This is a genomic window from Burkholderia sp. MSMB1826 (genome assembly GCF_001526325.1).
In the GTDB taxonomy this organism is placed as follows: Bacteria; Pseudomonadota; Gammaproteobacteria; order Burkholderiales; family Burkholderiaceae; genus Burkholderia.
This window is the reverse complement of record NZ_LOYN01000022.1, coordinates 378358-404693: the sequence shown is the minus strand read 5'-3', so window position 1 is coordinate 404693 and position 26336 is coordinate 378358. Positions and strand designations below refer to the sequence as shown.

Sequence of the window (26336 nt, the reverse complement as noted above, 5' to 3'; positions counted from 1 at the left end):
GCGCGCGGCCCCGGGTCAGGCGGCGAGTGCCGCGAACGCGCGGCGCGCGGCCGCGAGCGTCGCGTCGATCACCGTGTCGTCGTGGGTGCTCGACACGAAACCCGCCTCGTAGGCCGACGGCGCGAAGTACACGCCCTCGTCGAGCATCAGGTGGAAGAAGCGGTTGAAGCGCTCGGTGTCGCTCTTCGTGACTTCCGCGAAGCTGCCCGGCACGCGTTCGGCGAAGTACAGGCCGAACATCGCGCCGATCGAGTCGGCCGCGAACGGCACGCCGGCCGCGCGCGCTTCGGCCGCGAGGCCGTCGGCGAGCCGCTTCGTCTGCGCGGTGAGCGCGTCGTAGAAGCCCGGCGCCTGGATCAGCTGCAGCGTCTTCAGGCCCGCGGCGACCGCGATCGGGTTGCCCGACAGCGTGCCGGCCTGGTAGACGCCGCCGAGCGGCGCGAGGTGGGCCATGATGTCGCGGCGGCCGCCGAACGCGGCGGCCGGCATCCCGCCGCCGATCACCTTGCCGAGGCAGGTGAGGTCGGCCGCGATCCCGTAGTGCGCCTGCGCGCCGCCGAGCGCGACGCGGAACCCGCACATCACCTCGTCGAAGATCAGCACGGCGCCGTGCTTCGTGCACAGCGCGCGCAGCGCGTTCAGGAATTCGGGCGTGCCGCGCACCAGGTTCATGTTGCCGGCCACCGGCTCGACGATCACCGCGGCGATTTCGTCGCCGAACGCGCCGAAGGCTTCCTCGAGCGCGGCGACGTTGTTGTATTCGAGGACGGTCGTGTGCTTCGCGATGTCGGCGGGCACACCAGCCGACGTCGGATTGCCGAACGTCAGCAGGCCCGAGCCGGCCTTGACCAGCAGGCTGTCCGCGTGGCCGTGGTAGCAGCCCTCGAACTTCACGATGCGGCTGCGGCCCGTGAAACCGCGCGCGAGACGCAGCGCGCTCATCGTGGCCTCGGTGCCGCTCGACACCATCCGCACCTGCTCGATCGACGGCACGAGCTTGCAGATTTCCTCGGCGATCTCGATCTCGGCTTCGGTCGGCGCGCCGAACGAGAAGCCGTCGGCGAGCACGTTCTGCACGGCCGACAGCACTTCCGGATGGACGTGGCCGACGATCATCGGGCCCCACGAACCGATGTAGTCGATGTACTGCTTGCCGTCGGCATCCCAGAAATACGGGCCTTGCGCGCGCGCGACGAAGCGCGGCGTGCCACCGACCGAACGGAACGCGCGTACCGGCGAGTTGACGCCGCCCGGAATGGTCGTCTGGGCGCGTTCGAAGAGGATCTGATTGTTGGACATGAGCGAAACCTGCGAGAGAACGGCGCGGGGGCCTGTGCACGGGCCGCGGCGCCTGGGCGGAACGATCGTCCGATTGTACCGGAGACGCGCGAGGCAGGCCCGCCGCCGGTCTGCGGCCTTTCGGCGCGCAGGGGATTGCCGGGCCGGGTAATGCAGGCCTGATTCGACCCGGTTTCCGGTCACCGTGGCGGCTTGCGCTTGCCGGTCAGCTCGGCCCAGCGCTTTTCGAGCGGACCTTCGACCATCGGTTTGATCGACGTGCCGGAGCTCTGCGCATCCCAGGTCTGCACCGAATACGGATGGACGCGCAGCGCGTCGCGCGCAATCACGACGTCCTGGTGCGCGTCGACCAGCCAGTCGTACACGAAGTCGATGCACAGCCGGTAACCGCGCCTGGTCGACGGATCGGGCACCTCGTAAGGTGCGCGTGTCACGTAGCCGGAGCCGAACACGCCCTTGGGCGCCTGCGCGACGCGGTGCAGGAATACGCGGTCGCCCGGCAGGATGCCGCGCGCGAAGCCGCAGCCCCATACGTCATGCACGGCCTCGCCGGCCTTCACGCGCGCGGCGACGTCGGGCAGTTCGGGCCATGGCCATTTCTTGGGGCTCCAGATCAGCAGGAAAGCGGTCATCGGTTCGGTCGTACGTCGAATGGATCGGACAAGCGCGGCGGGCAGCCGCAAGCTTAATCGAATCCGCCGGCGTGCTCGTGGGTATGCGCGACGCGCGTGGGCGGTTCCCCGGCCGCCGCCGCGCGGTCCGAGGCACGCAAAAAAGTTGCGCGTACAATCATGAGCCTGAACGCGCCGCTTGCGGCGCGGCTTCCCGTCTTCACCGTCACGCGCGCCCCGATGCGCGCGGACTCCCATTCCGGATACCCATGTCCCACGTCGTCCGGCGCCGGCCCGATGCCCGGCTGATCCTGTTGCTCGGCGCGCTCGCGGCCTGCGGGCCGATCGCCACCGACATGTACCTGCCGAGCCTGCCGTCGATCGCCGCCGGCTTTTCGGTCAGCCCCGGCGCCGCGCAGCGCACGCTGACCAGCTTCATGGCCGGCTTCTCGATCGGCATGCTGCTGTACGGCCCGCTGTCCGACACGTGGGGCCGCCGGCCCGTGCTGCTCGGCGGGATCGCGCTGTTCACGCTCGCGAGCGTCGGCTGCTTCGTGTCGGGCTCGATCGACATGCTGATCGTCGTGCGCTTCCTGCAGGCGCTCGGCGCCGGCGCCGCGTCGGTGCTCGCACGTGCGATCGCACGCGACGCGCACGAGCCGAGCGACGCGGCGAAGGTGCTGTCGATGGTCGCGATCGTCACCGCGGTCGGGCCGCTGCTCGCGCCGCTGATCGGCGGCCAGATCCTGCGCTTCGCCGGCTGGCGTGGCGTGTTCGTCGTGCTGGCCGTGTTCGGCGCGATCTGCGCGACGACCGCGTATCTGCGGGTGCCCGAAACCTGGCCGAAGGAGCGGCGCAAGAGCGCGGCCGTGCTCGCGTCATTCGCATCGTACGGGCGCATCCTGTCCGACCCGGTCGCATGGGGGCACATGCTGTGCGGCGGGATGGCGTTCGCGTCGATGTTCTCGTACATCACCGCGACGCCGTTCGTGTACATCGAGTATTTCCACGTGTCGCCGCAGCACTACGGGCTGCTGTTCGGCCTGAACGTCGTCGGGATCATGATCGGCAACTTCGCGAACACGCGCCTCGTCGGCCGCATCGGTTCGCTGCGCATCATCGCGGCCGCGTCGCTCGTGAGCTGCATCGCGTCGCTCGCGGTCGCGCTCGTCGCGCTGACGGGGTGGGGCGGGCTGTGGTCGATCGTCGTGTGTCTGTTCTTCGTCGTCGGCGTGGTCGGGATCCTGTCCGCGAACTGCACGACCGACCTCATGCACCGCTATCCGCACAACGCGGGCGCGTCGGCGGCCGTGTTCGGCGCGATGCAGCTCGCGCTCGGCGCGCTGGCGAGCGTGGCGATCGGCGTACTCGCGGACGGCACGCCGTTCGCGATGGGCGTGACGATCGGCGTGTCGGGCCTGCTGTGTTTCGCCGGGCGCTACCTCGTGCTGCGCTGGCACGGCCGGCCGGTGAAAGCGGGCGCCTGAGCCGCCCCGCCAGCCGGGCCGCGCAATGAAGAACGCCACCGCGCGCGATGCGCCGGTGGCGTTTTTCATCGGGACGCGGGCAGCGGCGCTCGCCGCGCCGCGCGTCAGTCCCGCGCGACGTCCTTCGCCGCCGGCGACGCGCCGTGGCTCAGCCAGTCGAGCACGTCGGCCGTTTCGTCGTCGGCGGCGCGCGCCTTCGCCTGCGCGACGGCCTCGGGCAGCTCGCCGTTGGTCGACGCGCGACGGATCGCGACGCCGACCGCGAGGATGTCGATCATCAGCAGATGCAGAATCCGCGAGATCATCGACAACTGCGATTCGCGCATCTCGATGTGGTCGGTCTCGAGCGCGACGGTCGCGCGCTTCGCGAGCGGCGTGTTGCTCGACGTGATCGCGATCACCTTCGCGCCGGCCTGCATCGCGACGTCGAGCACGCGCAGCAGCTCGGGCGCGCGCCCCGACTTCGACACCGCGACGATCACGTCGCCCTTGCCGAGCAGCGCGGCCGACGCGGCCTGCATGTACAGGTCGCCGTACGCGATCGTCGGAATCCCGAAGCGGAAGAACTTGTAGTGCGCGTCCTGCGCGACGATGTTCGAATTGCCGAGCCCGTAGAACTCGATGCGCCGCGCGCCGTTCAGGATCTCGATCGCGTTTTCGACGTGCTCGAAATTCAGGTGTTCGCGCAGTTGCAGGATCGCGGACACCGTGTTGTCGAGCACCTTCGCGCCGAAATCGGTGGCCGTGTCGCCGAGATGCACCTGGCTGTGGCTCATCGGAATCGTGCCGGTGAGACCGGTCGCGAGCTTCAGCTTGAAGTCCGACAGGCCCTGGCAGCCGAGCGAGCGGCAGAAGCGGATCACCGTCGGCTGGCTCACGTCGGCCTTGCGCGCGATGTCGACGATCGGATCGTTGATGATCGAGCGCGGATGGTTCAGCGCGAGATCGGCGACGCGGCGTTCGGCCGGCGTCAGCGCGTCGCGCATCTGGCGGATCCGCTCGAACACGGCAGACGACGCGCCGCCGGAACGGTTCGACAACTGCTCCGCGAGAATCGCCGACACGCCGAGGAACGCCGGGTATTCGGCGGTGATCAGGTAGGTCGGGATGTTCTCGAGATAGTGCGCGAAGCGGCCCTTCGCCTCGAACCGCGTACGGAACGACGAGCGCGTGAACAACTCGCCGAGCTTCAGCGCGACACCGCCGCCGATATAGACGCCGCCGAGCGCGCCGAGCGTCAGCGCGACGCTGCCGGCGAACGAGCCGAGAATCCCGCAGAAGCATTCGACCGTCTCGAGCGCGAGCGCGTCGCCCGCATGCGCGCGCTCGACGATCTCGACCGTATCGACGGACGCGGCGACGCGCTTCTTGTCGCGCGCAGCGAGCGCCCGATAGATGATCTCCATGCCGGGGCCCGCGCACACGCGTTCGAACGATACGTGCGGAAATTTCTTGCGCGCGTATTGCAGCACCAGATCCTCGCGCTCGTCCTGCGGCGCGAACGACGCATGACCGCCTTCGCTGCCGAGCGCAATCCAGCGGTCGTCCGCCGGAATCAGGCCCGACACGCCGAGTCCGGTACCGGGCCCGAGCAGCCCGATCACGCTGTTCTGGCGGCGCGTGCCGCCGCCGATCTGTACGCGCTGCGCGTCGGTCAGGCCGGGCAGCGCCATCGCGAGCGCGGTGAAGTCGTTGACGACCAGCAGCGTGTCGAAGCCGAGCGCGCGGCGCGTCGCCTCGATCGAGAAGCGCCAGTCGTGATTGGTCATCGTGACCTGATCGCCGTCGACCGGGTTCGCGATCGCGATCGCCGCGTGATTCACGCGGCTGATCTTCACGTCCTTCAGATACTTGCGGATCGCGTCGGTGATCGTCGGATAGTCGGCGCCGGGATACACGCGGATCTGCGTGATCTCGCCCGGGCCGGTTTCCAGCGCGAAGCGCGCGTTGGTGCCGCCGACGTCCGCGAGCAGGCGCGGGCCGTCGGCATGCTGACCCGCGACGGCCGCCTTACTTTGCGCACCAGTAGACATCGAGCTGGGTCCCCTTGTCGTTGGCCAGTTGGGAAATCGCGTTCTTCTGCAGCGACGCGGCCGCGGCGTCGAGCACGTCGCGCTTGCGGGCACCCGCGATCAGCAGGAACAGCCGCTCGACGCGCTTGAGCGCATCGAGCGAATAGCTCACGCGTGCATGGGGCGCCGCGCCCGGATGCACGGCGACGAAACGCTCGGGCGTCGTGATCGCGTGGTCCCATTCGGGCGCGTCGGCGAAGATCGACGCGGTGTGGCCGTCCTCGCCCATGCCGAGCACCGCGACGCTCGGCACGCGGTAATCGGCGTTCGCGTTGAGCGCGGCGACCCGCGCGTCGAGCGTGGTGCGGGTGTCGACGAGCGGCAGAAAGCGGGCAGGGGCCGCCGCGTGCTGCAGCAGCGTGTCGCGCACGAGTTGCGCATTGCTCGCCGCGTCGTCGTCCGGCACCCAGCGGTCGTCGACCAGCGTGACGTCGACGCCGGCCCAGTCGAGCGCCGCATGCGACAGCGTGTGCAGGAACGGGCGCGGGCTGGTGCCGCCGGACACCGCGAGCGTCGGGCGCGCGGGGCCGGCGAGCGCCGCGCGCAGCGCGTCGCCGACGGCGCGCGCGAGCGCTTCGCTTTGCGCTTCCTGGGTGTCGAAAGCGTGGATCTCGATCACATCTCCTCCGGACTGCTTTGTCTGTTCAAATCGTACGAATCGTGAAGCGTGTTGCCGCGTACGGTGGCGTACGCGGCAACGGGTTGCATCAGTTTTCTTCTTCGAGCCAGCAGGTGTCGTGCTGCGCGAGCATCGCGCTCGACGCGGCCGGCCCCCACGTGCCCGCCGCGTACGGCTTCGGCGGCTTCAGCGTGCGTGCCCATTCGTTCAGGATCGGCTCGACCCACTGCCATGCGGCTTCCTGTTCGTCGCGACGCACGAACAGGGCGAGCCGGCCGTTGATCACGTCGAGCAGCAGGCGCTGGTACGCCTCCATCTGCCCTTCCTTGAAGAACTGGTCGAACGCGAGGTCGAGGTGCACGCTCGCGAGATTCATCCCTTCGCCCGGCTGCTTCGCGAGGCAGTACAGGCGGATCGTCTCGTTCGGCTGCAGCCGGATCACGAGACGGTTCGCACCGGGGCGCAGCGCGGAGGCCCCGAGCGCCGAGTGCGGCACCGGGCGGAAGTTGACGACGATCTCCGCGACGCGGTCGGCCAGACGCTTGCCGGTGCGCAGGAAGAACGGCACGCCGGCCCAGCGCCAGTTCTCGATCTCGACCTTCAGCGCGACGAAGGTTTCGGTCTGGCTGTCGGGCTTCACGCCCGGTTCGGTCGCGTAGGCCGGCACCTGCACGCCCTTGATCACGCCCGCATGATACTGGCCGCGCACCGCGACCTTGCCGATGTCGCGCGGATCGACCGGCTTCAGCGCACGCAGCACGCGCAGCTTCTCGTCGCGCACCGAGTCGGAATCCATCGAGTGCGGCGGCTCCATCGCGACGATCGACAGCAACTGCAGCAGGTGGTTCTGCACCATGTCGCGCAGCGCGCCCGTATTGTCGTAGAAATCGCCGCGCGCCTCGACGCCGAGCTCCTCGGCGATCGTGATCTGGATGCTCTCGACCCATTCGCGGCGCCACAGCGGCTCGAACAGCGCATTGCCGAAGCGCAGCGCGAGCAGGTTCTGTACCGGCTCCTTGCCGAGATAGTGGTCGATCCGGTAGATCTGGCCTTCCGCGAAGATCTCGCCGACCGCGTCGTTGATCGCGTTCGACGACTTCAGGTCGTAGCCGAGCGGCTTCTCGAGCACGATGCGCGAACCTTCGTTCAGGCCGACCGACGCGAGCGCCTTGCAGATCGGCACGAACAGCGACGGGCCCGTCGCGAGGTAGAACACGCGAATGCCGGGCAGATGCGCGATCGCGTCGCGCAGCACGCCGTAGTCCTCCGCGCGGCCGAGGTCGAGGTTCACGTATTCGATGCGCTCGAGGAAGGACTTCCAGGCGCTTTCGTCGAATGCGCCGCCGGCTGCCTTCGCCGCATGCGGTTTCACGTGCGTGTCGACCCACTCGAGATAGTGGGCCCGGTCCGATTCGTGTCGCGCGACGGCGATGATCCGGCCGCCTTCCGCGAGCATGTTGCCGCGGTGCGCTTCGAACAGCGCGGGCAGGATCTTGCGCATCGACAGGTCGCCGGTGCCGCCGAAAAGTACGAAGGTAAAGCTGGAATCGGTATGCATGTGTCTCCGCCGTGTTGGGGTGCTCGGAAGCGATCCGTAGTGCGATAAAAATATTTTTGACACTGAATTGTAGTTTAACTACAATCCGCCGCAAGGGGTAGCACCTGGGTGAAGAAAAAAAGAAGTGCGGTCGATGAGCTGCGCGAGCTTCGCTTCCGGGAACGCCTTGTGCCGAATGTTATCGGACATTGACGGAGCGCATCGTCCGCGCGCCGTCGAGCCCCGGGCTCGTGCCGCATCGCGGCGGGCCAGAAACACAAAGAGGAGACACGCCGTTGAATCTCGATTCACGCTTTCTGTAAGAGCCCGGCCGGTCATCGGCCCGTACGCTGCATGCGTCCCGCGGCTCGATTTCCCCGTCGTTATCAAGAAGCCGGTTCCCGGTCAGGGAACTTCACGAGTTGATTCAGTCTGGAGGAGATAAGTAATGAAAGTTCGCTCGATCATGGGCGCGCTCTGCGCCGCAGGCCTGATGGCTGGCGCCGTGGCGGCGCAGGCAGCCGAAAACGTAACCGTGCTGCACTGGTGGACCTCGGGCGGCGAGTCGAAGGCCGTCGGCGTGCTGAAGGACGACCTGCAGAAGCAGGGCTACGTGTGGAAGGACTTCGCGGTCGCGGGCGGCGCCGGCGCCGCGGCGATGACCGCGCTGAAGACCAAGGTGATCAGCGGCGACTCCCCGTCGGCCGCGCAGATCAAGGGCCCGCTGATCCAGGACTGGGCCGACCAGGGCGTGCTCGTCAACATCGATTCGGCCGCCGGCGACTGGAAGCAGAACCTGCCGCCGGAAATCGACAAGATCATCAAGTACAAGGGTCACACCGTCGCCGCGCCGTTCTCGGTGCACCGCGTCAACTGGCTCTACATCAACAAGGCCGCGCTCGACAAGGTCGGCGCGAAGGTGCCGACCACCTGGCCCGAATTCTTCGCGGTGGCCGACAAGCTGAAGGCCGCGGGCATCCAGCCGATCGCGATGGGCGGCCAGCCGTGGCAGGACCTGACGCTGTGGGAAGACGTCGTGCTGTCGCAGGGCCCGGCGTTCTACAAGAAGGCGCTGGTCGATCTCGACCAAGCGACGCTGACGTCGCCGCAGATGCTGTCGGTGTTCGACACGGTGCGCAAGATCCAGGGCTACTTCGATACCGGCCGTAACGGCCGCGACTGGAACCTCGCGACCGCGATGGTCATCAACGGCAAGGCCGGCATGCAGTTCATGGGCGACTGGGCGAAGGGCGAGTTCGAGAACGCCGGCAAGAAGGCGGGCAAGGACTACATCTGCGCGCCGGTGCCGGGCACCGCGAATTCGTACACGTTCAACGTCGATTCGTTCGTGTTCTTCCAGCAGAAGGGCGAGAAGAACGCGACGCCGGGCCAGCTCGCGCTCGCGAAGACGATCATGACGCCGGACTTCCAGGAGCAGTTCAGCCTGCTGAAGGGCTCGGTGCCGGTGCGTCTCGGCGTGAAGATGGACAAGTTCGACGACTGCGCGAAGAAGTCGTATGCCGACGAGCAGACCGCGATCAAGTCGGGCGGTTTCGTCCCGTCGCTCGCGCACGGCATGGCGCAAGGCGACGCGACCGCCGGCGCGATCACCGACGTCGTGACGAAGTTCATGAACTCGCAGCAGGATTCGAAGAGCGCGGTCGCCGCGCTCGCGAAGGCCGCGAAGGTCAAGTAACGCGCGCCAGGCGCCCGGCCGGAAACGCTTTATCGGCCGGGCGTTTTTGCATGTGCAGCAAACGGGCTCGCCCGCGGGCTCGTGCCGTACCCGGCGCCGGCCCGGCCTGCGCCGCCCTCGTTCCAGGAGTCGAATCAAGTGGCTGCCCCTCTTAGCGGAAACGGATCCGGCGCTGCCGCCGCACGGCGTACGTCGCCGATGTCGGCCTTCGCCGATCGCTGGATCCCGAAGCTCGTGCTCGCGCCGAGCGTCGCGATCGCCGTGGTGTTCATCTACGGCTTCATCCTGATTACCGGCTATCTGTCGCTGACCAACTCGCGGCTGTTGCCCAACTACGAATTCGACGGCTTCGACCGTTACACGGACCTGTTCCAGAACGACGTGTGGTGGACTTCCGCCGCGAACCTCGGCTGGTTCGGGATTCCGTTCATCGCGATCTGCGTCGGGCTCGGGCTGTTCCTCGCGATCCTGCTCGATCAGCGGATCCGCAACGAAGGCGCGCTGCGCGCGATCTTCCTGTACCCGATGGCGCTGTCGTTCATCGTCACCGGCACCGCGTGGCAGTGGATCCTGAACCCGGGCCTCGGCCTCGAGAAGGTGATGCACGACTGGGGCTGGACGAGCTTTTCGTTCGGCTGGCTCGACGATCCGGACAAGGCGATCTTCTGCGTGGTGATCGCGGCCGTGTGGCAGTCGACCGGCTTCGTGATGGCGCTGTTCCTCGCGGGGCTGCGCGGCGTCGACGGCGAGATCTTCAAGGCCGCGCAGGTCGACGGCGCGACGCTGCCGACCATCTACCGCAAGATCGTGATCCCGAGCATGCGCCCGGTGTTCTTCTCGGTGCTGCTGATCCTCTGCCACATCACGATCAAGACCTTCGACCTCGTCGTCGCGCTGACGGCAGGCGGCCCGGGCACGTCGTCGTCGCTGCCGGCGATGTTCATGTACACGTTTTCGTTCAACCGCGGCCAGCTGGGCCTGGGCGCGGCGTCCTCGGTGATGATGCTCGCGACCGTGGTCGCGGTGCTGGTGCCGCTGATGTATATGGAATCGAGGAGCACCCGCAATGCAGCCTAAGATGACGATCAGCCGGGCAGTGATCTATGCGGCGCTGATCCTGTTCGCGCTGTATTTCCTGTTCCCGATCTACGTGATGCTGTCGACGTCGTTCAAGGACCTCGACCAGCTGCGCACCGGCAACCTGCTGACGCCGCCGTCGCACTGGACCGTCGATCCGTGGGTGAAGGCGTGGAGCGGCGCGTGTACCGGCGTGCGCTGCGACGGGATGAAGCCGTTCTTCCTGAACTCGCTGCAGATGGTGATTCCGGCCGTGCTGATCTCGTCGCTGATCGGCGCGTTCAACGGCTACGTGCTCACGCACTGGCGCTTTCGCGGCGCGGATGCGCTGTTCACGATGATGCTGGTCGGCTGCTTCATCCCGTTCCAGGTGATCCTGCTGCCGATGGCGCGCCTGCAGGGGATGCTCGGCCTCGCCAATACGATTCCGGGCCTCGTGTTCGTGCACGTCGTGTACGGGATCGCGTTCACGACGATGTTCTTCCGCAACTTCTACGTGAGCGTGCCGGCCGAACTCGTGAAGGCCGCGCGCATCGACGGCGCGGGTTTCTTCACGATCTTCACGAAGATCCTGCTGCCGGTGTCGCTGCCGATCTTCATGGTGTGCCTGATCTGGCAATTCACGCAGATCTGGAACGACTTCCTGTTCGGGATCGTGTTCTCCGGCGTCGACTCGATGCCGATCACGGTGGCGCTGAACAACCTCGTCAACACGTCGACGGGCGTGAAGGAATACAACGTCGACATGGCCGGCGCGATCATCGCCGCGCTGCCGACGCTGCTCGTCTACATCGTCGCCGGCCGCTACTTCGTGCGCGGGCTGACGGCGGGCGCGGTGAAGGGGTAAGCGCGGCTTTATCCGATACGACGAACCGGCCGCGCAGGACGCGCGGCGCATCGAAACGAACCCGACGCGGCGCCGGAGCGCGCCGCGCGAGACGAGACAGAGGATTCACAGCATGGCAAGCCTTTCCATCCGTGACGTGTACAAGACCTACCCGAACGGGGTGCCGGTCCTGAAGGGTGTCGACATCGAGATCGAGGACGGACAATTCCTGATCCTGGTCGGCGGGTCGGGCTGCGGGAAGTCGACGCTGCTCAACATGATCGCCGGCCTCGAGACCGTGACGAGCGGCGAGATCTGCATCGACGGCAAGGTCGTCAACGACCTGTCGCCGAAGGATCGCGACATCGCGATGGTGTTCCAGTCGTACGCGCTGTATCCGTCGATGACGGTGCGCGAGAACATCTCGTTCGGGCTGAACATCCGCAAGGTGCCGAAGAGCGAGCAGCAGCAGATCGTCGAGCGCGTGTCCGCGATGCTGCAGATCCAGCATCTGCTCGATCGCAAGCCGGGCCAGTTGTCGGGCGGCCAGCGCCAGCGCGTCGCGATGGGCCGCGCGCTCGCGCGCGATCCGTCGCTGTTCCTGTTCGACGAACCGCTGTCGAACCTCGACGCGAAGCTGCGCATCGAGATGCGCGCGGAAATCAAGCTGCTGCACCAGCGCCTCGGCACGACGATCGTCTACGTGACGCACGACCAGATCGAGGCGATGACGCTCGGCGATCGCATCGCGGTGATGAAGGACGGCGTGGTCCAGCAGTTCGGCGCGCCGCAGGAGATCTACGATTCGCCGTCGAACCTGTTCGTCGCGGGCTTCATCGGCGCGCCGCCGATGAACTTCATCAACGGCAAGCTGGTCGAGCAGGGCAGCGGGATCGCGCTCGAGATCGACACGGGCCTCGCGCGCAGCGCGCTGATCCTGCCGTTCGACGCGGCGAAGCTGAAGTCGCACGTCGGCCGCGAGGTGATCCTCGGCCTGCGTCCGGAGCGCATCACCGACGCGCGTAACGCGCACAACGGCGAGGCGTCGAACCTGCAGCCGATCGACGTGCGCGTCGACGTGACCGAGCCGACCGGGCCGGACACGCACGTGTTCGCGCAGGTGAACGGCAAGCGGATCGTGAGCCGCGTGCATCCGGCCGCGAACCCGCAGCCGGGGCAGACGCAGTCGCTGCTGTTCGACGTGTCGAAGGCGGTGCTGTTCGATCCGGCGTCGGAAGAGCGGATCGCGTGACGCAGGCACGTCCCGCCGAAAATGCAAAGGGCCGTCCCATGTGACGGCCCTTTGCGTATTTTGCGGAATACACGGCCGCTTACTGCTGCGGCGCGCAATGTTCCGTACGTTGGCAAATGCGCTCCGTGTCTCAAAAAAGCGCGAGAAAACATCTGGTTCCAGCCTGTATTTCTGAAGGGCGTGATGAGAGGGCTTCAAGAGTCCTCGATCACTGAAAAATACCATCTGAAACGATATCAATCGAATTGGCGAAGGTTGCGCCTCGATTTGAGTTCCTCGCGAACCGCGGGGGCAAATATAACTGAACCGAGAATGGAGAGCATGAGCAGGCTCAAGTAGACCGAGGCCGCACTTAGAACCGGTACGGTTAGCATCCTAGATTCTATTGAGAATAGGCCGAACGAAAAGAAGATGGAGAGCAATGCGATGAATGGAACAAATATGGACGCGACGAAGCATTGCCGGTAGCATTTTTTTGTGCGGTCCTCCGAGGTAAGTTCGGCGCTTTCGAGAACGAGGTGAATTTCGTTTTTCGGGATGGATTTGAGTTCTGGAACTATTAGTCGAAGGACGAATAGGAATGGGATCGTCTTCATGGGCGTCTTTTTGGCGTAATCGATGTTTGACCGGGAAGTTTGGTCGAAGCTGGATAGGATAGAGCTGGTCGTGCGAAATGGTTGGAATGATCTCCGATGATAAATCGGCGCGACATATCATTCGGGCATTATTTCAATAATGTCATGATGGCAGAGATCGGTTATTAGTTTTGTGACTTTGTTTCCATCGAAGTCAGGGTGGTGATATTTCAAATTCCCAACTGTAATCCCCGGTTTTTCGATGATTGTTGTAATCAACATCATACTCTGTTCGCTGAGATTGATCTTGGTTCCATTTGCTATGATGTAGCGATTGGCAAGGCCGTGATGTGGTGTCTGCGTTGCAATTCGCAATGAAGTGCTGTCGCTTATTGCATCAATTTGCGTGTTGCCAAAAATGTCGATTGCAAGAGGCGTGTCGATTCGGGTTGCTCCAATGTATTCATCGATGAATTTGGCGTATGATTTTGGGTCCATTATCAAGGAGCTCAAGTCCTTGGTAAGTTCGTCCATTAATTCACTGTCCGGCCTCGGATCGACAAGTGCCTTTCTTGCAGATAAAAAATTTTGCATTTGAGCTACGATCCAGCTCAGATAATCGATCGCATACGCTGGAAAAGTCCCTAGAGCTAGATGAAACGTTCCACCGCCTAGCGGTAGCGGGTTGTGCCACCATCCGCGTGGAATGTACAAAACGTCGCCGGGCTCCAGGACGGTGTCCATATACACCGCCGAGGGGCAAGGATGTAGATGTTCATAGTCTCTGCTTTGTTGGGTGTAGAGAGGTAAGTCTAAAGACGGTTCATACAGAATCCAGCGCTTCCGTCCGATGATCTGTATGGCAAAGACATCGCGGGTATCCCAATGACAACGATATGAGTCCTTCGTCCCGAACGCCGCATATGCGCTACTTACAATCCGCCGTCCGGTGTACTGCGCGATGGCGCGTGAAAATTCATATATTCGCGGCTCATTGGTAATTTTATTCGCGATCAATGTCGCGCCTTTGCGCAGAAGGTCGTATACAACAGGCTTGACCAGCCGGTGTCGCAGCGTTCCGATATCCAGATAGCTCTCGACGTACTCGTGCTTTGGACGAATGCCGTTATATGAAATCTTGAAATCTTTCGAGTCGACATCGCATCTTGAAAAAATTTCGTTTACATCTCTCCAAGAAAAATTCTCGATCGAAGCTGCGCTCCTCATGAGGAGCGGCTGCTTTTCTTGATATTGATTTTTGAATAGGGAAGGTTCGATGCTGAATTGAATGCTCACGAAGTCTCCTTTCGGAAATTTTTATGTCGTGAAGCGTCATTAGTGTTAATGGTAGCTGCAGCCGGAATAATCCGTGCCCGCTGGTTCACGCCCGAATGTACCGCCACTCGCAGAGAACCCTGCACTCGCGGCCACTCCCATTCCAAAACCGACCGCGCCGCCGATCATACCGCCGACGGGGCCCCCGATCACGCCGCCGATGCCGAACCCCGCGACAGCGCCGGCCCAGCCAGTCGCCGCACTCATGGCGATATCACCTGCCCACGTGGCGCCGGAAACGAGATCCAATTCGTTGATGGTCAATTCTCTCATTTGATATTTACCCTCGAAATTATTTAGTTAAATTATTACGAATTGCTTTCTTAGTGTTGCGTAATTGATGATCATTTGCAAGCGGTTTATTTTGAGATATTCGCCTGGGGGCGTCGGGTTGCATTGATCTTGAGAAGCAACACTGCAAAGGCAACCGATACATTCGAAGGAGCGAAGCGGCATACTGCTCTCGATGCCGCGTTCAAGATTCGTACCGAGCGGCGTTCAGCGGTGAATTGTCGAGGTGAGGCGCGGCGGCGGGTCGAGCCGCTCAATGCGGCAACCGCACGTCGAACTTGAACGTCGCGAGCCGGGCGACGAGGATGAAGCCGGTCGCGAGCAGCACGCTGTACACCGAGTCGAACTGCAGCCACACGAGCAGCAGGTAGAACCAGCAGCCGACGAACGCGCAGGTCGCGTAGGGCCGCGAATCGCGCAGGATCAGCGGGATGTCGTTGCACAGCACGTCGCGGACGATCCCGCCGACCACGCCGGTAATCACGCCCATCATCACCGCGATGAAGCGCGGCATCTCGGCGTCGAGCGCGATCGCCGTGCCCGAGATGCTGAAGATGCCGAGCCCGATCGCATCGGCGATCAGCAGCAGCCGTTCGGCCGACAGCCGCGACAGCATCCGCAGAACGAACGGCGCGAACAGCGCGAGCACGAAGATCGCGATCACGTAGTCGTCGTGCACGACCCAGTAGAACGGCCGGCGCTCGAGCAGGATGTCGCGCAGCGTGCCGCCGCCGAATGCGGTCGCGAGCGCGACGACGAACGTGCCGACCGAGTCGAGGCGGTTCTTGCGCGCCTCGATGAACCCCGAAATCGCGAAGGCCAGCGTGGCGATCGCCTCCAGTACCGCGATCGCGAGCGTCAGCCTAGGATGCGGCACGCGGCCCCCGGTCGGTCGGCGCCGCGTGCGGCTGCAGCAGCACCAGCACCGCGCCCGCGCCGCCGTCGTGGCCGCGGGCCTCGCAGAATGCGATCACTTCTTCCTTCTGCACGAGCCATGCGCGCACCTTGCCCTTCAGCACGGGTTCCTTGCCGATCGAGCCGAGCCCCTTGCCGTGGATCACGCGCAGGCAGCGCAGCCCCTTCTTGCCGGCTTCGCGGATGAATTCGGCGAGCGCATCGCGCGCTTCGTCGCGCCGCATGCCGTGCAGATCGATCTGCGCCTGCACGATCCATGCGCCGCTCCTCAGCTTGCGCACCACCTCGCGGCTGATGCCGGGGCGGTGGTAGTACAGCGATTCGTCGCTGTCGAGCAGCGTCTCCGGATCGAATTCGTCGGACAGCGTCGCGTTCAGCACGGCTTCCTCGTCGCGCTGCGTCTGTTTCGGCACCGGGTCGGGCGGCATGCGGCCGGACGACGCGCGCGGCGGCGCGTTCAGCGGCCGGATCGCGCCGATTTCGTTGCGGAACAGGTTCGCGTCGGCTTCCGCCTTGCGCTCGGCCTTCGCGGCTTCGATGCGCGCGCGTTCGCGACGATCGGCTTCGCCTTGCAGCGACTTGCGCAATGCGCCGAGGCCCGCGAGACCCTGGCCCCGCAACGCGGCCGCATCGGGCGCGGGCGGCGGCGCCTCGGGCGCCGGGGTCACGGGACGGGCAGCGATCTTCCGCTTCGCGGGATCGCTCGGATGGGGCTGGTTCTTCGCCATGATTCGGTAACGGGGCAGGCGCGTTCGGGCGCGCGGGCACAAAAAAAGCCGCTGCGCGGCGGCAGCGGCTTTCCGGTCGAGCCCGCTTCGCGGCAGCGGACGCCATTGTAGCGTCCGGCGCGGCAGCGCTCCCGCCTTACTTCTTGTCGTGCAGGCTTTCGAGGTAGCGCTGCGCGTCGAGCGCGGCCATGCAGCCCGTGCCCGCGCTGGTGATCGCCTGGCGGTACACGTTGTCCTGCACGTCGCCCGCGGCGAACACGCCCGGCACGCTCGTCGACGTCGCGTTGCCTTGCAGGCCGCTCTTCGTCAGGATGTAGCCGTCCTTCATCTCCAACTGGCCCTGGAACAGGTCGGTGTTCGGCTTGTGGCCGATCGCGACGAACACGCCCTGCACGTGCAGGTCTTCCGTCGCGCCGGTCTTCACGTTCTTGATGCGCAGGCCCGTGACGCCCGATTCCTCGCCCGTCACCGCGTCGAGCACGTGATCCCACTTGATGTCGACGACGCCTTCCTTTTGCTTCTCCAGCAGGCGGTCGATCAGGATCGGCTCCGCGCGGAACTTGTCGCGGCGATGGATCACCGTGACCTTCTTCGCGATGCCGGTCAGGTAGAGCGCTTCCTCGACCGCCGTGTTGCCGCCGCCGATCACCGCGACTTCCTGGCCGCGATAGAAGAAGCCGTCGCAGGTCGCGCAGGCCGACACGCCCTTGCCCATGAACGCTTCCTCGGACGGCAGGCCGAGATACTGCGCCGACGCGCCGGTCGCGATGATCAGCGAGTCGCACGTGTATTCGCCCGAGTCGCCGATCAGGCGGATCGGCTGCTCGTGCAGCTTCGCGGTGTGGATGTGGTCGAAGACGATTTCGGTGTTGAAGCGCTCGGCATGCTCCTGGAAGCGCGCCATCAGTTCCGGGCCTTGCACGCCCTTCGCGTCCGCCGGCCAGTTTTCGACGTCGGTCGTGGTCATCAGCTGACCGCCCTGCGCGATGCCGGTGATCAGCACCGGCGACAGGTTGGCGCGTGCCGCGTAGACGGCGGCCGTGTAGCCGGCGGGGCCGGAACCGAGAATCAGGACTTTGGCGTGTTTGGGCGTGGACATGTGCGAATCCGTAAAAGGCGGCCGCGGCGGGCGGGGTAGGGCTCGCCGGACGGTCTGGGTTGACCGGGATGCCGTCATAGATGGGTATCAGACGCGCATTATAAAGGCCCCGTTGCTGCGCTGCCGAACGAGAGTTTCAATCGCGACGATAGTGTCTCGCGGGCGACCGGCGGCGCGGCAAGCAGGGCGGGGCGCCAGCGACGCCCCCCGGCACCGCCGCATCGGGCGGCCGCATTGCCGCAGTCGGGCGCGAGTGACGGGCCGGCGCGTGTCGGGCTCGCCCGCGCGGTATCCCGGTATCCGCTCGATGCGTGATCCCGGCCCTCTTATGTAACCGTCATTTACACTTGGCGGCGCGGTGCAGCGTTTACAATAAGCGCGATCGAACGACAGGCGGGCGCACGGCCCGTCCTCTTTATACGGATTCATGGCAAAAGCTCCTTATTCCGCCCAGGCACAGGCGTTGCCGCACCGGATGTCGAAGCTCCTCACGGAGATCCGCTGGATTCTCCAGGTCGCGCTCTGCGCCTTTCTGGTGATGGCCCTGCTGAGCTACAGCCGGCGCGATCCAAGCTGGACGCACGCCGCCCAGGTCGATCACATCTCGAACTGGGCCGGCCGCGTCGGCGCGTGGACGGCCGACATCATCCTGCTGCTGTTCGGCCTGTCGGCTTACTGGTTGATCGTGCCGCTCGGGCGGCGCATCGCCGTCAACTACCGCCGCATCACGCGCCACGACGCGATTCCCGACGAACCGGAGCGGCCGATCGGCTGGCTGACCGAAATCTTTGCGTTCGTGCTGGTCGTGCTCGCCTGCGACGGCATCGAGGCGCTGCGCATGTGGTCGCTGAAGGTGCAGTTGCCGCGTGCGCCGGGCGGCGTCGTCGGCGAGGCCGTCGCGGGTGCGATGTCGCATGCGTTCGGCTTCACGGGCGGCACGCTGTTGCTGCTGATCGCGCTCGCGATCGGCCTGTCGCTGTATTTCCGCTTCTCGTGGCTGTCGGTCGCCGAGCGGGTCGGCGGCGCGATCCTGTCCGCGGTCAACGTCGCGAAGCTGCGCCGCGAGGCCGAGCGCGACCGCAAGCTCGGCGAGGCCGCGGCGGTGCGGCGCGAAGGCAAGGTCGAGGAGGAGCGCGTGCGCATCGAGGATCACGAGCCCGTGACGATCGTGCCGCCGGTCGTCACGCCCGCGAAGTCCGAGCGCGTCGAGCGCGAGCGCCAGGTGCCGCTGTTCACCGACCTGCCGGGCGATTCGACGCTGCCGCCGGTGTCGCTGCTCGATCCCGCGCCGAAGACGCAGGAAGCGATTTCCGCCGATACGCTCGAGTTCACGTCGCGCCTGATCGAGAAGAAGCTGAAGGACTTCGGCGTCGAGGCGAGCGTCGTCGCCGCGTATCCGGGCCCGGTCGTCACGCGCTACGAGATCGAACCGGCCACCGGCGTGAAGGGCAGCCAGATCGTCAACCTCGCGAAGGATCTCGCGCGTTCGCTGTCGCTCGTGTCGATCCGCGTGGTCGAGACGATCCCCGGCAAGAACTACATGGCGCTCGAGCTGCCGAATCAGCGCCGCCAGACGGTGCACCTGTCCGAGATCATCGGCTCCGAGGTGTATGCGGCCGCGGCGTCGGCGCTGACGCTGAGCCTCGGCAAGGACATCGGCGGCAAGCCGGTGTGCGCGGATCTCGCGAAGATGCCGCATCTGCTGGTGGCCGGTACGACCGGTTCGGGCAAGTCGGTCGGGATCAACGCGATGATCCTGTCGCTGCTGTACAAGGCCACCGCCGAGCAGGTGCGCCTGATCCTGATCGATCCGAAGATGCTCGAAATGAGCGTCTACGAAGGCATTCCGCACTTGCTGTGCCCGGTCGTCACCGACATGCGCCAGGCCGGCCATGCGCTGAACTGGACGGTCGCGGAGATGGAGCGCCGCTACAAGCTGATGAGCAAGCTCGGCGTGCGCAACCTCGCGGGCTACAACAACAAGATCGACGACGCGGCGAAGCGCGAGGAGAAGATCCCGAACCCGTTCAGCCTGACGCCGGACGATCCCGAGCCGCTCGGCCGGCTGCCGAACATCGTCGTCGTGATCGACGAGCTGGCCGATCTGATGATGGTCGTCGGCAAGAAGGTCGAGGAGCTGATCGCGCGGATCGCGCAGAAGGCGCGTGCGGCCGGCATCCACCTGATCCTCGCGACGCAGCGGCCGTCGGTCGACGTGATCACCGGCCTGATCAAGGCGAACGTGCCGACGCGGATCGCGTTCCAGGTGTCGTCGAAGATCGACTCGCGCACGATTCTCGACCAGATGGGCGCCGAATCGCTGCTCGGGATGGGCGACATGCTGTACCTGCCGCCCGGTACCGGGCTGCCCGTGCGCGTGCACGGCGCGTTCGTCGCCGACGACGAAGTGCACCGCGTCGTCGAGAAGCTCAAGGAGCAGGGCGAGCCGAACTACGTCGAGGGTCTGCTCGAAGGCGGCACCGCCGACGGCGACGAGGGCTCGGCCGGCGCGGGAACCGGCGAAGGCGGCGGCGAGTCTGATCCGCTGTACGACCAGGCGGTCGAGATCGTCATCAAGAACCGCCGCGCGTCGATCTCGCTCGTGCAGCGTCATCTGCGGATCGGCTACAACCGCGCGGCGCGGTTGCTCGAGCAGATGGAACAGTCGGGGCTCGTGTCGGCGATGTCGTCGAGCGGCAACCGCGAAATTCTTGTGCCGGCGCGCGATGCGGAATGAGTCCGCGGCGCCGGCCACCCAGGGAGAAAACCGCAATATGCAGCAACATTCGTTCGCCATGTCTCTTCGTTCGACGCGGCGCTGGCTCGGTGCGGCGCTCGCCGGCGCCTCGCTGATGCTCGCGGCGACGCACGCGTTCGCGGGCGGCACCGAGCAACTGAAGGCCTTCGTGTCGCAGGTGCGTTCGGCCAAGGGCGATTTCACGCAGCAGATCGTCAAGGCGCCGGCCAAGGGCGCGAGCGCCGCGCAGGCCGCGCCGAAGCCCACCGACAATTCGAGCGGCACGTTCGTGTTCTCGCGTCCGGGCAAATTCATCTGGACGTATCAGAAGCCGTACCAGCAGGTGCTGCAGGCCGACGGCGACAAGCTGTACGTGTACGACCGCGACCTGAACCAGGTCACCGAGCGCAAGCTGAACGGCGCGCTGGGCGCGAGCCCGGCCGCGATCCTGTTCGGCAGCAACGATCTCGACAAGAACTACACGCTGCGCGACGCCGGCGAGAAGGGCGGCATCGAGTGGCTCGAGATGCTGCCGAAGGCGCAGGACACGCAGTTCCAGCGGATCGGCATCGGCTTCCGCAACGGCACGCTCGCCGCGATGGAGTTGCACGACGTGTTCGGCAACGTGACGCTGCTGACCTTCACGAACATCCAGACGAACCCGCCGCTGAAGGGCGATACATTCAAGTTCGTCGTGCCGAAGGGCGCGGACGTGATCAACGGCTGACGTTCGTTGCGTCGTTTTCCCGACACGGGCCTGCCGGCGACGGCAGGCCCGTGTTGTTTTCAGGCGCGGTTACCGGGCGCGGCGCATGGCGTCCGTACTCTGTGCGGGTACGGAGTACCGGCGCCAGGCGCCATCACTGCCCACCACGCGCGGCGGCATGGTCGCGCGGCTGTCATAATGTCAGGTCCGGCGGCCGGTTCGGCCGCCATCGTTTGATCTGGAGCGAGGGTTCATGTCCGACCTGTTTCAAGTCGAGCCGCGCCGGCCGCTCGCCGAGGCGCTGCGGCCGAAAACGCTCGCCGAGGTGATCGGCCAGACGCATTTGCTGGGCGAAGGCAAGCCGCTGCGGCTCGCGTTCGAATCGGGCAAGCCGCATTCGATGATCCTGTGGGGGCCGCCCGGCGTCGGCAAGACGACGCTCGCGCGGCTCACCGCGCTCGCGTTCGACTGCGAGTTCATCGCGCTGTCCGCGGTGCTCGGCGGCGTGAAGGACATCCGCGAGTCGATGGAGCAGGCGAAGGACACGCTGAACCGCACCGGGCGCCACACGATCCTGTTCGTCGACGAGATCCACCGTTTCAACAAGGGGCAGCAGGATGCGCTGCTGCCGTTCGTCGAGTCGGGCCTCGTGACCTTCATCGGCGCGACGACCGAAAACCCGAGTTTCGAGGTCAATTCGGCGTTGCTGTCGCGTGCGCAGGTGTACGTGCTGAAGTCGCTGAACGACGACGAGATGCGCCAGTTGCTGAAGCGGGCGCAGGACATCGCGCTCGACGGCCTCGCGTTCGACGACAAGGCGATCGATACGCTGGTCGGCTACGCGGACGGCGACGCGCGCCGCTTCCTGAACCTGCTCGAACAGGCGCAGACGGCGGCGGCGTCGGCCGGGGTGGCGACGATCGATGCGGATTTCGTCGGCAGCGCGATGACGCTGAACGCACGGCGCTTCGACAAGGGCGGCGACAACTTCTACGACCAGATTTCGGCGCTGCACAAGTCGGTGCGCGGCTCGAGCCCGGACGGCGCGCTGTACTGGTTCTGCCGGATGCTCGACGGCGGCGCGGATCCGAAGTATCTCGCGCGGCGCATCGTGCGGATGGCATGGGAAGACATCGGCCTGGCCGATCCGCGTGCGTTGCAGGTGGCGAACGACGCCGCCGAAACCTACGAGCGGCTCGGCTCGCCGGAAGGCGAGCTCGCGCTCGGGCAGGCCGTGATCTATCTCGCGTGCGCGGCGAAGAGCAACGCCGGCTACAACGCGTTCAACCAGGCGATGGCGTTCGTGAAGCAGGACAAGTCGCGCGAGGTGCCCGTGCACCTGCGCAACGCGCCGACCAAGCTGATGAAGGAGCTCGGCTACGGTCACGCTTATCGCTACGCGCACGACGAACCGAACGCGTACGCGGCCGGCGAGACGTACCTGCCGGACGGGATGCGCGAGCCGCGCTGGTATCAACCGGTGCCGCGCGGGCTCGAATCGAAGATCGCCGACAAGCTTGCATGGCTGCGCGAGCTCGATCGCGAGGCCGGCAAGAAGGACTGACGGCGCCGCGCGGGCCGCTCCGGCCTGCGCCGCCGCGGAGGCGTCAGCGCTTGTTGCGGCCCGGCGGCTGTTTCTTCCAGTATTCGAACGGCTCTTCGTGGCATTCGATGTCGAGTTCGGCGACCCGCGCATGCAGGCGTTCCTGCGCGTCGGCGATCGCGAGGTTGTAGATCGCCGGCGCGATTTCCTGGACGAAGAAATGCAGCAGCGCGCCGGCCTGGATGTTGCCGATCGGCTCGTCCATGTTTTCTGTGAAATAACGTTGCAGCGACGCGATCGCGCGGTCGCGTAGATCCTTGTCGAGTTCGATGGTCATCGGATTCCTTGGGGCTGTGACGCGAAGCCGGCGCTTCGCCTGATTCGGTTGCCATGCGCCGGCGCGGGCGTGTCGCGATCCGTCATCGCGAGGCGCGCGGCCATTCGCCGGCCACTGGTGCGGCCGACCGCCAATGCGATACTGCCATGGCCGCCCATTTGCGGCATCGTCCGTCCGGCCAATGCCGTGGCGGCCGCGGGGTGCGTTAGAATTCCCGTCTTACACAACGATTTTTCCAAGTCCTCCCATGCTCGACATCCAGTTGCTGCGCAAAGACCTCGACGGCGTCGCCAAGCGCCTCGCCGATCGCGGCTACACCCTCGACGTCGCCGCGTTCTCCGCCCTCGAGGCGGAACGCCGCGCGATCCAGACCCACACCGAAGAGCTTCAGGCGCGCCGCAACAGCCTGTCGAAGCAGATCGGTGCGATGAAGGGGAAGGGCGAGGACACGTCGGCCGTGATGGCCGAGGTCGGCGGGATCGGCGACGACATGAAGGCGTCGGAAGCCAAGCTCGGCGAGATCCAGGCGCGCCTGTCCGACCTGATGCTGGGCATGCCGAACGTCGCGCACGAAAGCGTGCCGGTCGGCAAGGACGAAGCCGACAACGTCGAGGTGCGCCGCTGGGGTACGCCGCGCCAGTTCGACTTCGAGGTGAAGGATCACGTCGACGTCGGCACGCCGCTCGGTCTCGATTTCGAGACCGGCGCGAAGCTCGCCGGCGCGCGCTTCACGATGCTGCGCGGCCCGATCGCGCGCCTGCACCGCGCGCTCGCGCAGTTCATGATCGACACGCACACGCAGCAGCACGGCTATACCGAAACGTATACGCCGTACATCGTGAATCCCGAGATCCTGTACGGCACGGGCCAGTTGCCGAAGTTCGCGGACGACATGTTCCGCGTCGAGAAGGGCGGCGCGGAAAACACGGTCACGCAATACCTGATCTCCACGTCCGAGATTTCGCTGACGAACACCGTGCGCGAGTCGATCGTCGACGCATCCGCGCTGCCGATCAAGCTCACCGCGCATTCCCCGTGCTTCCGCTCGGAAGCCGGTTCGTACGGCCGCGACACGCGCGGGATGATCCGTCAGCACCAGTTCGACAAGGTCGAGATGGTGCAGGTCGTCGCGCCGGAAACGTCGTACGCGGCGCTCGACGAGATGGTCGGCCACGCGGAGGCGATCCTGCAGAAGCTCGGCCTGCCGTACCGCGTGATCACGCTGTGCACGGGCGACATGGGCTTTTCGGCCGCGAAGACGTTCGACCTCGAGGTGTGGCTGCCCGCGCAGAACACCTATCGCGAGATATCGAGCTGCTCGAATACCGAGGCGTTCCAGGCGCGCCGGATGCAGGCGCGGTTCCGCAACGCGCAAGGCAAGCCGGAGCTCGTGCACACGCTGAACGGTTCGGGCCTGGCGGTCGGCCGCACGCTCGTCGCGGTGCTGGAGAACTACCAGAACGCGGACGGCTCGGTCACGGTGCCGGAAGTGCTGCGTCCGTACATGGGCGGCATGGAGCGCATCGACGCGCCGGCACAGGCGTCGTAACGCGGGCCTTCCGAAGCCCCGCAAAAAAATTTGCAGAAGGGGCTTGTCAGCCAAGAAAAGATCGTTTTATAATCTTTTCTTTCGCGGAAACGACCAACCGCGAAATGCAGTAAGGAAGGAGAGGTGGCAGAGTGGTCGAATGTACCTGACTCGAAATCAGGCGTACGGTTTCCCCGTACCGTGGGTTCGAATCCCACCCTCTCCGCCAAAATACGAAGCCCCTTGATCCGGAAGGATCAAGGGGTTTTTCGTTTTTGGTCGCCGGTGCAATGTGTAGCTCGTCATCGTGCGCCGCTGGATGACGCCGCGGGACAGTCGCGCCACGGCACCGTACGCGCCGTTCGACCTGACCGGTCCGCGCGGTACCCGGCCTTCACCGCTTTCCTCAGCTTTAAACCTTCGATGTCCGCGCCGTTAACACGGTACCGCGGCCGGCACCCATGCCGCCCGCCATCGTTCCACGTCGACTCAAGGTTCCATGAAGCTGAGCTACAAGATTCCTCTCGCATTTGCCGTCGCGCTGTCACTGATGTTCTGCGGCGCGCTATATGGCATCCACATCCTCAACCGGTCGATCGATACGTTTGCCGAAGACGTGCAGACGAACGTCGGCAACGAACGGCTCGTGTCGGCCTCGCTCGTGCAATTCAAGCTGCAGGTGCAGGAATGGAAGGACACGCTGTTGCGCGGCAAGCAGCCCGAGAAGCTCGAGCGCTACTGGCAGGCATTCCAGACGCGCGAACGCGCGGTCGATTCGCTCGCCGCGCAGCTCGTCCGGCGGTTGCCGGCCGGCGAGAGCCGCTCGCTCGTCGAGCAGTTCATGCGCGAGCACGCGACGATGGGTGACGGCTACCGGCGTGGCTTCGACGCGTTCAAGGCAGCCGGTTTCGACCCGTCGGCCGGCGACGCCGCCGTCGCGGGCGTCGACCGCGAGCCCGCTGCGCTGCTTGAGCGGGCGGCACGGACGATCGCCGCCGAGAGTGCCGCCGTGTCGGCGAAGGCGAGCCGCGACGCGCAGCGGGCGACCGCCGTGAGCCTCGTGCTGATGCTGATTGTGCTCGGCGTCGCGATGGTCGGGGCGTTCCTGTTCAGTCGCGCGATCCTGCGCCCGCTCGATCGCGCAGTGGCGTGTGCCCAGGCCGTCGCCGGCGGCGACCTGACCCGCGACGTCGATGCGAGCGGCCGAGACGAGATCGCCCATCTGCTGCGGGCATTGCAGACGATGCAGACCAGCCTGTCTCGCGTCGTGCTCGAAGTGCGCACGCATGCCGAGGCCGTCGCAACCGCGAGCGCGCAGATCGCCTCCGGCAATCACGACCTGTCGTCGCGGACCGAATCGCAGGCCGCGTCGCTCGAGGAGACAGCCGCGAGCATGGCGCAGTTGACCGGCATCGTGCGTCAGTCGGCCGAGCACGCGCAACATGCGGCGCAACTGGCGCACGATGCATCGAACATCGCGTCGACCGGCGGCGGCGTGATGACGGACGCCGTCCACACGATGAACGGCATTGCCGATAGCGCGACGAAAGTCGGCGAAATCATCGCGGTGATCGACGGCATCGCCTTCCAGACCAACATCCTTGCGCTGAACGCTGCGGTCGAAGCCGCGCGCGCCGGCGAGCAGGGGCGCGGCTTCGCCGTCGTCGCGGCGGAGGTGCGCACGCTCGCGCAGCGCAGCGCGTCGGCCGCGAAGGAGATCAAGGGACTCATCGAACAATCGACTCGGCGGGTCGACGAGGGTGCCGTGCTGATCGGCCGTGCGGGGGAATCGATTCACGAGATCGTGGACGCAGTGCAGCGCGTCACGACGATCGTCGGGGAAATCTCGTCCGCGTCGCAAGAGCAGAGCGGCGGCATCGATCAGGTGAACGTCGCGGTCACGCAGATGGACGAGGCGACCCAGCGCAACGCGGCGCTCGTCGAGCAGGCCGCGGCCGCGACTCACGCACTGGCCGAGCAGGCGAGCGCACTGCGGCACGCGGTGGCCGTGTTCAGGCTGCCGGAGATGGCGTGACGGCAGGGCGCTCGCGCCGGCCGCGGCGCGC

Annotated in this window: 21 protein-coding genes and 1 tRNA gene; 11 read left to right on the top strand and 11 right to left on the bottom strand. The window is 65.7% G+C overall.

What is annotated here, in order from left to right; all coding sequences use genetic code 11:
* Positions 1-15: 15 nt before the first annotated feature.
* Both hemL and WS95_RS14120 read right to left on the bottom strand, forming a co-directional pair.
* A complete protein-coding gene (gene hemL, locus WS95_RS14125; RefSeq protein WP_059824292.1) occupies positions 16-1299 on the bottom strand; it encodes a glutamate-1-semialdehyde 2,1-aminomutase in 1284 nt (427 codons plus the stop codon).
* A 179-nt stretch (positions 1300-1478) separates the two neighbouring features.
* A complete protein-coding gene (locus WS95_RS14120; protein ID WP_034206647.1) occupies positions 1479-1931 on the bottom strand; it encodes a hypothetical protein in 453 nt (150 codons plus the stop codon).
* A gap of 248 nt (positions 1932-2179) precedes the next feature.
* On the opposite strand from WS95_RS14120, the gene WS95_RS14115 reads away from it, so the two are divergent.
* The gene (locus WS95_RS14115) at positions 2180-3397 is read left to right on the top strand and encodes a Bcr/CflA family multidrug efflux MFS transporter (protein ID WP_034206648.1); all 1218 of its coding nucleotides are present in this window, start codon (positions 2180-2182) and stop codon (positions 3395-3397) included.
* A 104-nt stretch (positions 3398-3501) separates the two neighbouring features.
* Here WS95_RS14115 and WS95_RS14110 read toward each other — a convergent pair whose 3' ends face one another.
* From WS95_RS14110 to zwf, 3 genes are all read right to left on the bottom strand, one after another.
* Positions 3502-5430 carry a bifunctional transcriptional regulator/glucokinase gene (locus WS95_RS14110; protein ID WP_059824290.1) on the bottom strand — a complete coding sequence of 643 codons (1929 nt, stop codon included), beginning with the start codon at positions 5428-5430 and terminating at the stop codon, positions 3502-3504.
* Positions 5408-6088: a 6-phosphogluconolactonase gene (gene pgl, locus WS95_RS14105; protein WP_034206649.1), complete on the bottom strand. Its 681-nt coding sequence runs from the start codon at positions 6086-6088 to the stop codon at positions 5408-5410. The genes WS95_RS14110 and pgl overlap by 23 nt, the downstream gene beginning before the upstream one ends.
* Before the next feature lie 88 nt (positions 6089-6176).
* Positions 6177-7646 carry a glucose-6-phosphate dehydrogenase gene (gene zwf, locus WS95_RS14100; protein WP_034206650.1) on the bottom strand — a complete coding sequence of 490 codons (1470 nt, stop codon included), beginning with the start codon at positions 7644-7646 and terminating at the stop codon, positions 6177-6179.
* A 427-nt stretch (positions 7647-8073) separates the two neighbouring features.
* Here zwf and WS95_RS14095 point away from each other — a divergent pair, with 427 nt between their 5' ends.
* The 4 genes from WS95_RS14095 (at position 8074) to WS95_RS14080 (ending at position 12476) form a co-directional block, all read left to right on the top strand.
* Positions 8074-9321 carry an ABC transporter substrate-binding protein gene (locus WS95_RS14095; protein WP_034206651.1) on the top strand — a complete coding sequence of 416 codons (1248 nt, stop codon included), beginning with the start codon at positions 8074-8076 and terminating at the stop codon, positions 9319-9321.
* 138 nt (positions 9322-9459) lie between these two features.
* Positions 9460-10398 carry a carbohydrate ABC transporter permease gene (locus WS95_RS14090; RefSeq protein ID WP_034206652.1) on the top strand — a complete coding sequence of 313 codons (939 nt, stop codon included), beginning with the start codon at positions 9460-9462 and terminating at the stop codon, positions 10396-10398.
* Complete coding sequence (locus WS95_RS14085; RefSeq protein ID WP_034206653.1) at positions 10388-11245, top strand: carbohydrate ABC transporter permease; 858 nt, start codon at positions 10388-10390, stop codon at positions 11243-11245. Before WS95_RS14090 ends, WS95_RS14085 begins: the two co-directional genes overlap by 11 nt.
* 112 nt (positions 11246-11357) lie before the next feature.
* On the top strand, positions 11358-12476 hold the full coding sequence (locus WS95_RS14080; protein ID WP_059824288.1) for an ABC transporter ATP-binding protein: 1119 nt from the start codon (positions 11358-11360) through the stop codon (positions 12474-12476).
* Between the two features lie 713 nt (positions 12477-13189).
* On the opposite strand, the gene WS95_RS33340 is transcribed toward WS95_RS14080, so the two are convergent.
* The 5 genes from WS95_RS33340 to trxB all read right to left on the bottom strand — a co-directional run bounded on the left by WS95_RS33340 (position 13190) and on the right by trxB (position 17419).
* Positions 13190-14347: a JmjC domain-containing protein gene (locus WS95_RS33340; RefSeq protein ID WP_082746916.1), complete on the bottom strand. Its 1158-nt coding sequence runs from the start codon at positions 14345-14347 to the stop codon at positions 13190-13192.
* Positions 14348-14392: 45 nt separating this feature from the next.
* Positions 14393-14659, bottom strand: coding sequence for a hypothetical protein (locus WS95_RS14070; RefSeq protein ID WP_052100255.1), 267 nt, complete (start codon positions 14657-14659; stop codon positions 14393-14395).
* A 271-nt stretch (positions 14660-14930) separates the two neighbouring features.
* The gene (locus WS95_RS14065) at positions 14931-15554 is read right to left on the bottom strand and encodes a trimeric intracellular cation channel family protein (RefSeq protein ID WP_006491172.1); all 624 of its coding nucleotides are present in this window, start codon (positions 15552-15554) and stop codon (positions 14931-14933) included.
* Positions 15541-16320 (bottom strand): Smr/MutS family protein, encoded by a 780-nt coding sequence (locus tag WS95_RS14060; RefSeq protein WP_059824284.1) that lies wholly within the window; start codon positions 16318-16320, stop codon positions 15541-15543. The genes WS95_RS14065 and WS95_RS14060 overlap by 14 nt, the downstream gene beginning before the upstream one ends.
* Before the next feature lie 136 nt (positions 16321-16456).
* Entirely contained in the window at positions 16457-17419 is a 963-nt protein-coding gene (gene trxB / locus WS95_RS14055; RefSeq protein ID WP_059824282.1) for a thioredoxin-disulfide reductase, read from the bottom strand.
* A gap of 427 nt (positions 17420-17846) precedes the next feature.
* Between trxB and WS95_RS14050 the strand changes: the two genes are divergently transcribed.
* The 3 genes from WS95_RS14050 to WS95_RS14040 all read left to right on the top strand — a co-directional run bounded on the left by WS95_RS14050 (position 17847) and on the right by WS95_RS14040 (position 22426).
* The gene (locus tag WS95_RS14050; RefSeq protein ID WP_034206658.1) at positions 17847-20156 is read left to right on the top strand and encodes a DNA translocase FtsK; all 2310 of its coding nucleotides are present in this window, start codon (positions 17847-17849) and stop codon (positions 20154-20156) included.
* Between the two features lie 37 nt (positions 20157-20193).
* Entirely contained in the window at positions 20194-20883 is a 690-nt protein-coding gene (lolA, locus tag WS95_RS14045) for an outer membrane lipoprotein chaperone LolA (RefSeq protein ID WP_034206659.1), read from the top strand.
* A gap of 232 nt (positions 20884-21115) precedes the next feature.
* Positions 21116-22426, top strand: a complete 1311-nt coding sequence (locus WS95_RS14040) for a replication-associated recombination protein A (RefSeq protein WP_034206660.1) — start codon at positions 21116-21118, stop codon at positions 22424-22426.
* A gap of 43 nt (positions 22427-22469) precedes the next feature.
* On the opposite strand, the gene WS95_RS14035 is transcribed toward WS95_RS14040, so the two are convergent.
* The gene (locus tag WS95_RS14035; protein ID WP_059499917.1) at positions 22470-22742 is read right to left on the bottom strand and encodes a DUF2164 domain-containing protein; all 273 of its coding nucleotides are present in this window, start codon (positions 22740-22742) and stop codon (positions 22470-22472) included.
* Between the two features lie 247 nt (positions 22743-22989).
* Between WS95_RS14035 and serS the strand changes: the two genes are divergently transcribed.
* The 3 genes from serS (at position 22990) to WS95_RS14020 (ending at position 26305) form a co-directional block, all read left to right on the top strand.
* Positions 22990-24291, top strand: a complete 1302-nt coding sequence (serS, locus tag WS95_RS14030; RefSeq protein ID WP_034206662.1) for a serine--tRNA ligase — start codon at positions 22990-22992, stop codon at positions 24289-24291.
* Positions 24292-24408: 117 nt separating this feature from the next.
* A tRNA-Ser gene (locus WS95_RS14025) sits at positions 24409-24499 on the top strand.
* Between the two features lie 270 nt (positions 24500-24769).
* The gene (locus tag WS95_RS14020; protein WP_059779580.1) at positions 24770-26305 is read left to right on the top strand and encodes a methyl-accepting chemotaxis protein; all 1536 of its coding nucleotides are present in this window, start codon (positions 24770-24772) and stop codon (positions 26303-26305) included.
* The last annotated feature ends 31 nt before the right edge of the window (positions 26306-26336 follow it).

Coding starts and splice junctions, on each gene's coding strand:
- serS (WP_034206662.1), top strand. CDS start 22,990: ATGCTCGACATCCAGTTGCTGCGCAAAGACCTCGACGGCGTCGCCAAG.
- lolA (WP_034206659.1), top strand. CDS start 20,194: ATGCAGCAACATTCGTTCGCCATGTCTCTTCGTTCGACGCGGCGCTGG.
- WS95_RS14080 (WP_059824288.1), top strand. CDS start 11,358: ATGGCAAGCCTTTCCATCCGTGACGTGTACAAGACCTACCCGAACGGG.
- hemL (WP_059824292.1), bottom strand. CDS start 1,299: ATGTCCAACAATCAGATCCTCTTCGAACGCGCCCAGACGACCATTCCG.
- WS95_RS14060 (WP_059824284.1), bottom strand. CDS start 16,320: ATGGCGAAGAACCAGCCCCATCCGAGCGATCCCGCGAAGCGGAAGATC.
- WS95_RS14020 (WP_059779580.1), top strand. CDS start 24,770: ATGAAGCTGAGCTACAAGATTCCTCTCGCATTTGCCGTCGCGCTGTCA.
- trxB (WP_059824282.1), bottom strand. CDS start 17,419: ATGTCCACGCCCAAACACGCCAAAGTCCTGATTCTCGGTTCCGGCCCC.
- WS95_RS14070 (WP_052100255.1), bottom strand. CDS start 14,659: ATGAGAGAATTGACCATCAACGAATTGGATCTCGTTTCCGGCGCCACG.
- WS95_RS14115 (WP_034206648.1), top strand. CDS start 2,180: ATGTCCCACGTCGTCCGGCGCCGGCCCGATGCCCGGCTGATCCTGTTG.
- WS95_RS14120 (WP_034206647.1), bottom strand. CDS start 1,931: ATGACCGCTTTCCTGCTGATCTGGAGCCCCAAGAAATGGCCATGGCCC.
- WS95_RS14050 (WP_034206658.1), top strand. CDS start 17,847: ATGGCAAAAGCTCCTTATTCCGCCCAGGCACAGGCGTTGCCGCACCGG.
- WS95_RS14085 (WP_034206653.1), top strand. CDS start 10,388: ATGCAGCCTAAGATGACGATCAGCCGGGCAGTGATCTATGCGGCGCTG.
- zwf (WP_034206650.1), bottom strand. CDS start 7,646: ATGCATACCGATTCCAGCTTTACCTTCGTACTTTTCGGCGGCACCGGC.
- WS95_RS14040 (WP_034206660.1), top strand. CDS start 21,116: ATGTCCGACCTGTTTCAAGTCGAGCCGCGCCGGCCGCTCGCCGAGGCG.
- WS95_RS14095 (WP_034206651.1), top strand. CDS start 8,074: ATGAAAGTTCGCTCGATCATGGGCGCGCTCTGCGCCGCAGGCCTGATG.
- WS95_RS14110 (WP_059824290.1), bottom strand. CDS start 5,430: ATGTCTACTGGTGCGCAAAGTAAGGCGGCCGTCGCGGGTCAGCATGCC.
- WS95_RS14035 (WP_059499917.1), bottom strand. CDS start 22,742: ATGACCATCGAACTCGACAAGGATCTACGCGACCGCGCGATCGCGTCG.